Source organism: Thermodesulfobacteriota bacterium, assembly GCA_040755095.1.
GTDB lineage: Bacteria > Desulfobacterota > Desulfobulbia > Desulfobulbales > JBFMBH01 > JBFMBH01.
Genome location: JBFMBH010000167.1, coordinates 1 through 8518 on the forward strand (window position 1 = coordinate 1; position 8518 = coordinate 8518).

Annotated in this window: 6 protein-coding genes; 3 read left to right on the top strand and 3 right to left on the bottom strand. The window is 69.6% G+C overall.

Features of this window, described 5'->3' with window-relative positions:
• Positions 1-251: 251 nt before the first annotated feature.
• Together AB1634_17630 and AB1634_17635 are read right to left on the bottom strand one after the other, a co-directional pair.
• Positions 252-1994: an ATP-binding protein gene (locus AB1634_17630; GenBank protein ID MEW6221337.1), complete on the bottom strand. Its 1743-nt coding sequence runs from the start codon at positions 1992-1994 to the stop codon at positions 252-254.
• 13 nt (positions 1995-2007) lie between these two features.
• Positions 2008-2991, bottom strand: coding sequence for an ABC transporter substrate binding protein (locus tag AB1634_17635; GenBank protein ID MEW6221338.1), 984 nt, complete (start codon positions 2989-2991; stop codon positions 2008-2010).
• Between the two features lie 686 nt (positions 2992-3677).
• Here AB1634_17635 and AB1634_17640 point away from each other — a divergent pair.
• The 3 genes from AB1634_17640 (at position 3678) to AB1634_17650 (ending at position 7859) form a co-directional block, all read left to right on the top strand.
• Positions 3678-5567 (top strand): TonB-dependent receptor, encoded by a 1890-nt coding sequence (locus AB1634_17640; protein MEW6221339.1) that lies wholly within the window; start codon positions 3678-3680, stop codon positions 5565-5567.
• 320 nt (positions 5568-5887) lie between these two features.
• Complete coding sequence (gptM, locus tag AB1634_17645; GenBank protein MEW6221340.1) at positions 5888-7192, top strand: geopeptide radical SAM maturase; 1305 nt, start codon at positions 5888-5890, stop codon at positions 7190-7192.
• Positions 7193-7265: 73 nt separating this feature from the next.
• Positions 7266-7859 (top strand): Uma2 family endonuclease, encoded by a 594-nt coding sequence (locus AB1634_17650; GenBank protein MEW6221341.1) that lies wholly within the window; start codon positions 7266-7268, stop codon positions 7857-7859.
• Positions 7860-8130: 271 nt separating this feature from the next.
• Here the strand turns inward: AB1634_17650 and AB1634_17655 are convergent.
• Positions 8131-8518: response regulator (locus AB1634_17655; protein MEW6221342.1), on the bottom strand; the 388-nt coding region annotated here is incomplete at its 5' end.

Below are 8518 nucleotides of genomic sequence, written 5' to 3' on the forward strand. Positions count from 1 at the left end.
GCCAGCCGGTGCCCCTCCGGTCCCCCAAGGGAGGCGGGCCCGTCGGACGACCGCATCACCAGCTTGCTGCCTTGTCAGGAACCGTCCGGCGGGTCGCAGTACCCCGTACCCCCCAGCCGGCGCCCCTCCGGTCTCCCCACACCGAAGGCCCGCCGGACGGTTCCTGGCAAGGCAGCTTTTTTTGTCCCCGCCGTTTGTCCTTTCGATCTCCCCTGCCTGAGCATTGAGCGCGGCGGCCGGTTGGCCGCCTTTCACTTCACCGGCAGCTGCACGTGGAACAACGCCCCCTGGCCCGGGGTGCTTTCCGCGGTGATCCGGCCGTTGTGGCGGCGGACGATGCCGTAGGATACCGACAGGCCCAGGCCGGTGCCCTGCCCCACCGGCTTGGTGGTGAAGAAGGGGTCGAACACCTTGGGCAGAGCCTCCGGCAGGATCCCGGGGCCGGTGTCCTGCACGGTGACGTGCACCCCCTCCACGTCGGCCCAGGTGCGGACGCGGATCTGACCCTTGTCCGGCATGGCCTGGATGGCGTTGAGAAGGATGTTCATGAACACCTGGTTGAGCTGGGTGGGATAGCCCTCGATGCGGGGCAGATCCGGCTGCAGATCAAGGGCCAGCTCGATCCGGTGCTTGTACTGGCTGTACAAGAGGGCCAGGGTGGTCTCCAGGCCGGCGTTGAGGTCCACCCGGGTGGGCTGGCCCGGATCCCGGCGGGCGAAGTCCCGGAGGTCCTGGACGATCTTGACGGTCCGGCGGGTGCCCTCCTGGATATTGCGCATGAGGAGGAGCATGTCGTCCCGCAGCTGGGGGTAGTCGGCCTCGGCGGCCGCCCGGCGCAGGCTGCCCAGGGCAGGCCGCAGGTCCGCCACCCGCTGCTTGGGCTCGATGGCCAGGGCCTGGGCCATGAGGTCCAGGACCTGGAGCAGGTGGTCCTCCAGGGGTGGCAGGGCGCCGGCGATGATGTTGGCGGTGTTGTTGATCTCGTGGGCCATACCGGCAACCAACTGGCCCAGGGCCGCCATCTTCTCGGCCTGCACCAGCTGCATCTGGGTGGACCGCATCTCCTCGATGACCGCGGCCAGCTGGTGGTTGGCCTCCTCCAGGTGCTGCTGCCGGGCGGCCAGCTCCTGGTTGGCCACCGCCAGCTCGGCGGTCCGGGCCTCGACTCGTTTTTCCAGGTCGGCCTTCAGGACCTCGATGGTCCGGAAGGCCTCGGACAGGTCGCTCAGGAGGCCGGTAAAGCCCAGCCCCAGGACAGACAGCTCGTCCCCGGCCTCGCTGGCCACACCGGGCCGCACCCGGTGCACCAGCTCGGCCAGGGGCCGGGTGGCCAGGCGGACGGTGAGATAGGTGACGCTGAGGCTCGCCAGCAGGAAGGCCACGGCCACGGCGACCGCACCGGCCAGGGCCTGGCGGCCGGCCTTGACCAGGGCCTCGGTGCTCACCGCCATCCCCACCACCCCCAGCAGCCGGTAGGGCTCCCCGTCGATCTCCTCCGAGAAATAGAGGGTGGTGCCGGACGGATCCACGGTCCGGGCGACGATGGGGGCCCAGTACTTGTGGAAGCCTTCGCCGGCGGTCATCAGGGGCTCGGCCGTGGCCGACAGCCGGCCCAGGAGCTCGGGGGGCAGACCCTGCTCCAGGACGCTGGTCAGGCCGGCATCCGCCGTGGGCGCCACCAGCCGGACCAGGACCCCACCCTGGGCGTCGGTGACGCACACCCCCAGGACCGCGCCGTGGCGGAACACCCCGCCCAGACTGGCCGCCACCGCCTCCTGGTTGCCGGCAAAGACCGGCAGCCGCAGGTTGTCCGCCAGAAGCTTGACAAGGAGCGAGGCCTCCCGGTGCAGGGTTTCCTCCCGGCTCTGCTCCTGGACGGCGACATACAGCCCCACCCCCATGGCCGTGGACACCACCAGCGCCAGACTCACCGCGGCGAAGACGCGGAGGCCGAAGCCCCCACCCAGCCAGCGCCGGAACGCCTCTTTCACCATGGCGCACCCTGAGTCACGGGCTTTTCTCCTGGTCAGGCGCGAGCAGCTCCAGCCGTTGCCAGACGGTAGGGTTGATGCGCAGCCGCGGCTTGGCCGGCGGCTCGGCCGGCAGGCTGGCGGGGCTGGCACCGGCCAGGATCCGGGCCGCCAGCCGCGCTGCCTGCTCCCCCATGGCCGCTGGCTCGGCCAGCACCGCCAGGGCCGCACCGGTCTGCAGGAACTTGGCGGAAAAGGTCAGGACCGGAATCCGGTAGCGCAAGGATGCGGACAGCAGGTACTCCACCGACTCGCTGGTGGTGATGAAAGGATCGGGCAGCATCCAGAAAAGATCAACGGTTCCCGCCAGCTGGTCAACCAGATGCGGGGTATCCCCTGGCTCCGCCGCCAGCTGGGCCCGCAGCTCCAGGCCGAGCCGTTTGGCCGCGTCTCTTGCGTCGGCCAGCAGGGCCGCCGAGCGGGTCGGGTTGCAGACCAGACCGACCCTTTTCACCGCTGGCAGGGCCCGGCCGGCCGCGGCCAGCTGGTCGGCCAGCGGTACGTCCAGGAGGACGCCGGTAGCGTTGGCGGCGCTGTTGAGGATGCTGCTCGGAAAGGGGACCAGGAGATAGACGATGGGGGTGGTGGAAAAATCCTTGACCAGGGCCAAAGCCGAGCTGCCGATGGCCACCACCAGGGCCGGCCGCCGGCCGGCGACCGCCTCCCGGGCCGCCACCGGGCTTTCCTGGTCGCTGACCAGAATGGTCTCCACCTGGAACGGCTCGACGCTGACCCCGGCCTGGGCCCGCGCCGCCTCGGCCAGGCCGGCCTCCACCCCGGCCCGGGCCTGGGCGTACGGCTCAAGGGTTGCAGCCTGGAGGATGAGAACCTCGGCCGCCCAGCCGGAAGCAGCCGGCAGGAGGGCAAGGATGAAGAGGAGGGCAGCGAGGGCTCGGGGCATGGGCACGGTGGCGGTCACGGCCAGGCGCAAGCCCCCGGCAACCGCGGACGCCCCGATCATAGCACAGGCCCCCACCCCTGACAAGCTCGACTCCGGACTGGCCTATCAGTCGCCAGCTATTGTTGACGGACGGCATGCGGTGGGATGCCCCTTGGGGTGGAGAGGAGGTTTCGCCCCGCGCCTCGCGAGCGAAAGCAGATACGGTAGCCGGGGGATTCATCCCCCGGGGAGGCGCGGGGGGCAGGCGCCTGGCGGTGGCACCGGCACCATCCGGCGGCAGCCCGGACGGCCCAACGGAGAGGGAGACCGAAACCGGCCGGGGGCGCCCAGGACACCTCCCCGGCCGGTGTGGGGGCGCCCGGGGCACCTCCCGGCCGGCCTTGAAAGGCCGGCCTACCTTGGGTACGCCACTCCGTGGCTCTGTGCGGAAGGTTTTGTTCGGATCCTCGCGCAGGGAGAGCAGATACGGTTGCCGGGGGATTCAAACCCGGGAGGCACGGGCAAAGACCGCCTTGGGGGGCGCCTGCGGGACCCACCCGCCATTTTTCGCCTCGCCCCACTACCCGCGGGCAGGCCCCAGAGCATGAGTGCACCGACAACTAGCGGGCAGCGGCTGCGCAAAATGCTTGCCTGGCGTGGCGGTATCCGCTAACGTTGTTGCTTGTAGCCGTGTGTTCGGTGCCCGTTGGCTGCGGCGCTGCCCGCGGGCGTCTTGTCAGGAGCTTCATTCCAGGGAGGGAAGCCCCATGCCGCCAGTCCTGTCACGATCCCTTGCCGCCTTCCTGCTCGCCACCGGCCTTCTGGCCGAGCCCCTGACCGCTGTCGCCAGCGAGGCGCCGGAGCTGGACCTCTATTTCCGGCCCGACCAGCTGGTGGAGGTGGCCACCCGGGCGCCCAAGCCCTTGAACCGGGTGGCGGAGAACGTCAGTGTCGTCACTGCGGCGGAGATCGAGGCCATGGGCGCCCGCACCGTGCTCGAGGCCTTGCGCTTTGTGACCGGTGCCTTTGTGTCTGACAACGGCGAGATGGTGAACCAGGGGGTGCCGTTTTTCCAGGGCGCGGACTACGAGCCCATCGCCATCCTGGTGGACGGCATGCGCTGGAACGAATGGCTGGCCAGCTTTCCGGAGACCATTACCATCCCCATCCATCTCGTGGACCGCATCGAGGTCATCCGGGGCCCGGCCGCCTCGGCATGGGGCTCGGGCCTGGGGGGCGTGGTCAACATCATCACCAAAGGGACCGGCAGCTCTGCCACCCCGGCGGCCACCGCCCGGCTGCGCCTGGGCGAGCAAGGCATCCAGGAGCACGATGGCGAGCTGGCCGGCATGGTGGCTGCCGCCGGCTACTATCTTTATGCCGGCCGGCTGGAGTCCGACGGCCTCCGCTGGGACCGGTTCTCGGAAAAAAACAGGGTCTTTGCCAAGCTGCGCCTGCCGGCCAGCGAGGCGGTGAGCCTGACCATGAGCGTGGGCAGCCTGGAGCACCAGGGCCGGAATTACAACTGGGTCCCGTTCGACTTGGATGCGGACCTACAGGCCGGGGTGCGGGACACCTTTTTCCGGGAAGACCTGCAGGTGCGGCTCGGCCGGGAGCTTACGGCCAGCCTGGGCTTGCGGGTGCGGCGGCACGAGACCCTCAGCACCGGGGGGGCCATGAGCGACGGCAGTATCAGCTCAGTCGATAGCCAGAAGGGGGACGATCGCACCACCATCGGCCAGCTGGTCTGGAGCCCGACCGGGCACACCCTGGTCCTGGGCGCCGAGCATGGCCGGGCCCAGGTGGACGAGGAGTTGAGCCCTGCCCTGGTTCAGCCCGCCCGCCGGTTCGACGAGGCCTGGGCGGTCTATGCCAACGACACCATGGTGCTGAGGAATCTCAGCCTCATCCCTGGCTTGCGCTATGATCACTTCTCCCTGAGCAACCCCATCCTCAGCCCCAGCCTGGGCGCGACCTGCCAGCTGACCCCGGCCACCCTGCTGCGCGCCCTGGTGGCGCACGGCTTCCGCCGGCCGCCCATCAATTACAAGACCGCGGATCCGGTCACGGGGGGCAATCCCGCCCTCCTGCCGGAAACCACCTGGTCCTACCAGGCCGGGCTGGAAACCTGGATCATCCCCCACCTGCGGGCCAAGACCAGCCTCTTCCAGCACGACAGCCGCCAGGCCTGGGAAAGGGACCCGACAGCGCCGTATATCCTGGTCAACGCAGGCGCGATCACGCGCCGCGGTGTGGAGCTGGAGCTGGAGACCGAGGCCTGGCGCGGCCTCTCTCTCGCGGCCAACTATGCCTTTGTCCGGGAGCACAGCCGGGACATCAACCCCGACCCTTCCATCTACGATGACGATTCCTACACCGCCAACCTCATCGGCCGGTACGACGCCGCGCCCTGGCAGGTCCGCCTGGCCGGGCACTTTACCTGGTGGGGCGTGCGCGCCGCCGATGACACCTGGAACGGCAGCTTCGACGACGTCCTCTGGGATCTTGCCGTCACCTACACCCTGTTCGCCAGCCCAGAAACCACCCTTTCCCTGTTCGGCGCCGGTCGAAACCTCTTCGGCGGCAGCGAATTCAGCGACGAGTGGAGTCGAAACCCTGGCCGCTCGTTGGAGGCCGGCCTCACCTGGCGGTTCTGAGGCTGGGGCCGGACGAGAGCACCGCCAACCGAGGACCTGGGTTGACAGGGCCGGCGCGGCCATGGCACCATGGGAGAGGCAGGGCGGCAGGGGGCCGCCCGGGGGCACAAGGCCCGTCGCGCCAGGAACGTCAGGACCAGGAGGACCGCCATGACAGAGAGTCAAGTGATCGTGCTGCACGAGGGATGGGAGCCAGAGGAGATCGTTGCCAGCCAAGTCTGCTGCAAGAGCGGACCCACCGCCGTCCGCACCACCCCGGAGCAGTAAGCCGCCCCCGCATCCTCGCCCCGCTGGCCTGACCGCTGGCGGGGCGTCCGGCCATGCCTCCTTCTTGCTATCTTCTCGCCATCCCCCTGCCAGAACGGCCCGGCTCCACCCTCATCTTCTCCACCCGCAAGGGCTCGTCGTGCCTGGTACCGGATGCCCTGTGGCAGCGACTCTGCCAGGGGGAGGTCGCTGACCCGGCGGACCCCACAATCGCCACCCTGGCCCGACTCGGCCTCCTGGTCGCCGACCCGACAGCAGAACGGACCGCCGTCCTCAACCTCATCCCCACCCTCAACCGCCTCAACCCGGGGGTGACGGTGGCAGTGGTCCTGGGCATGGCCTGCAACTTCGCCTGCCGCTATTGCTACGAGGGCAAGCTCAAGGGCCGGCTGGCCATGAACGACCAGACCGCCGCCGCGCTGACCGGCTTCGTGGCCAGCCGTCTGACCCCGGCCAAGGACCGGCTGGTGGTGGACTTCTACGGCGGTGAGCCCCTCCTCTACCTCCCCCGCCTCAAGAAGATCGCCGCCAGCCTCCAGACCCTGGCCAGCCAAAGGGGCGTGCGCTACTCGTTCACCCTGGTCACCAACGGCTCCCGCCTCCGCCGTCCCCTGGTGCAGGAGCTGGTAGATCTGGGGCTTTCCGCGGTCAAGGTGACCGTGGACGGGCCGGCGGCGATTCATGACAGACTACGCCCATACCGCTCCGGCCGGGGCAGCCTGACCCGCATCCTCGACAACTTGGCCGACTGCTGGGATCTGGTCAGGATCGGAGTCGCCACCAACTACACCGCCGACACCTACCAGGCCTTCCCGGCCCTCTTGGACACTCTCCAGAGCCGCGGCCTCGGTCCTGGACAGCTGGCCCAGTTGAGCTGCCACCCGGCGGTGCGGGCCATTGGCCGCCACGCCCTGGCCACGGCCTGCGGCTTCTCCTCCACCGACGAGCCCTGGCTGGTGCCAGCCGCCCTGACCCTGCATCAGGCGGTGACCGCCGCCGGCTACCGCACCCCCCAGCCCGGACCGGCCCCCTGCATGGCCGACCTCGATGACGCCTTCACCGTGCATGCCGACGGCACCCTCTACAAGTGCCCGGGCCTTATCGGCCATTCCCAGTTTGCGGTGGGGGACTTATGGCAGGGCTTCCGGGATGTGGCCACGGTCTATGACACCGGCCGCCTGGCCCGGGCCACCGACTGCCACGACTGCCTCTATCTGCCCTTGTGTCTGGGGGGCTGCCGCTTCGTCCATTTCCAGCGCACCGGCAGCATCCAGGGCCTGGACTGCCAGAAGGCCTTCCTGAGCGCCACCCTGCCCGACCTCCTCCACCAACAAGTGGCGGCACAGACCCGGTCGTGAGGCCGCCCCTGCCCATCCCTTCCCCGATCGTGCTACAATCGACCATTCTCGCTTCCCCCCAGGAGGGCTTCCCATGGCCGAGCCCGCCCGCCGTGCGGCCACCTACCAGGATCTGTACCGGCTGCCCGAGGGCATGACCGGTGAGATCGTGAACGGTGAGCTCGTCGCCACCCCCCGGCCATCCCGCCTGCACACCTTTACCGCCTCAGCCCTTGGCGCCAAAATCTCCGGGCCCTACCTGTTCGGGGAGGGGGGAGGACCGGGCGGCTGGATCATCCTCGACGAGCCGGAGATCGCCTTCGGCTCCGACCTGCTGGTGCCGGACCTGGCCGGCTGGGGCCAGGAGCGTTTCCCGGTGACCGAGAGCCACAACTGGATCGGGGTGCCCCCGGACTGGGTCTGCGAGATCCTTTCTCCCGCCAGCGTCCGCACGGACAAAACCGGCAAGATGCCGGTCTACGCCCAGCATGGGGTCCACCACCTGTGGCTCATCGACCCGCTGGCCATGACCCTGGACGTCTTCCGGCTGGAGGCCGGCCGCTGGACAGTGGTCGGCCTTTTCGCTGGCAGCGACCAGGTGCGGGCCGAGCCGTTCCCAGAGCTGGCGCTGGACCTGGCCAGCCTCTGGCTGCCAAGCAAGCTGCCCGCACCCGCCCCTGACCGCTGAGCCCCCAAGGACCCAGGACCTGCAGGCCTCATCTGCCCGGCGGGCGGATGGGACCTATGGGATTTATGGGACCTGTGGGACCGACAGGACCTGTGCCGCGGCCTCTTCCCGCGGGCCGAGCAGGCTCCCAGGGCAGCCGCGACCCCACTGCTTATACGTCCCATGGGTCCTATAGGTCCTACAGCTCCCATACGTCCCATCCGCCCGGCGACGGATGAGACCCATAGGACCAATGGGACCTGTGATGAAACCCGTGGAGGCTGGGGCTGGCTTAGGCTGACTTCTGCCAGGCGCCGTTGCCGAGCACCCGGTCCAGGACCCGGCCCAGCTCGGCCAGGTCGTAGGGCTTGAGGACCACGGCCGCAAAGCCGTGGCGCCGGGGCTCGGCCAGGATGGGGTCGCTGGAGTAGCCGGAGGAGACCACCACCCGGGCCTGGGGGTCCAGGGCCAGGAGGTGAGGCAGGGCCTGGCGGCCGCCCATGCCGCCGGGCACCGTGAGGTCGAGGATCACCAGGGAGAACCGCCGGCCTTCCGCCGTGGCCTGGCGGAAGAGGGTCACCGCCTCGGCGCCGTCGGTGGCCAGGGCCACCCGGTAGCCCAGCTCGGCCAGCATGGCGGCAGCCACGGAGCGCACCAGGGGGTCGTCGTCCATGACCAGG

Coding starts and splice junctions, on each gene's coding strand:
- AB1634_17630 (MEW6221337.1), bottom strand. CDS start 1,994: ATGGTGAAAGAGGCGTTCCGGCGCTGGCTGGGTGGGGGCTTCGGCCTC.
- AB1634_17650 (MEW6221341.1), top strand. CDS start 7,266: ATGGCCGAGCCCGCCCGCCGTGCGGCCACCTACCAGGATCTGTACCGG.
- AB1634_17635 (MEW6221338.1), bottom strand. CDS start 2,991: ATGATCGGGGCGTCCGCGGTTGCCGGGGGCTTGCGCCTGGCCGTGACC.
- AB1634_17640 (MEW6221339.1), top strand. CDS start 3,678: ATGCCGCCAGTCCTGTCACGATCCCTTGCCGCCTTCCTGCTCGCCACC.
- gptM (MEW6221340.1), top strand. CDS start 5,888: ATGCCTCCTTCTTGCTATCTTCTCGCCATCCCCCTGCCAGAACGGCCC.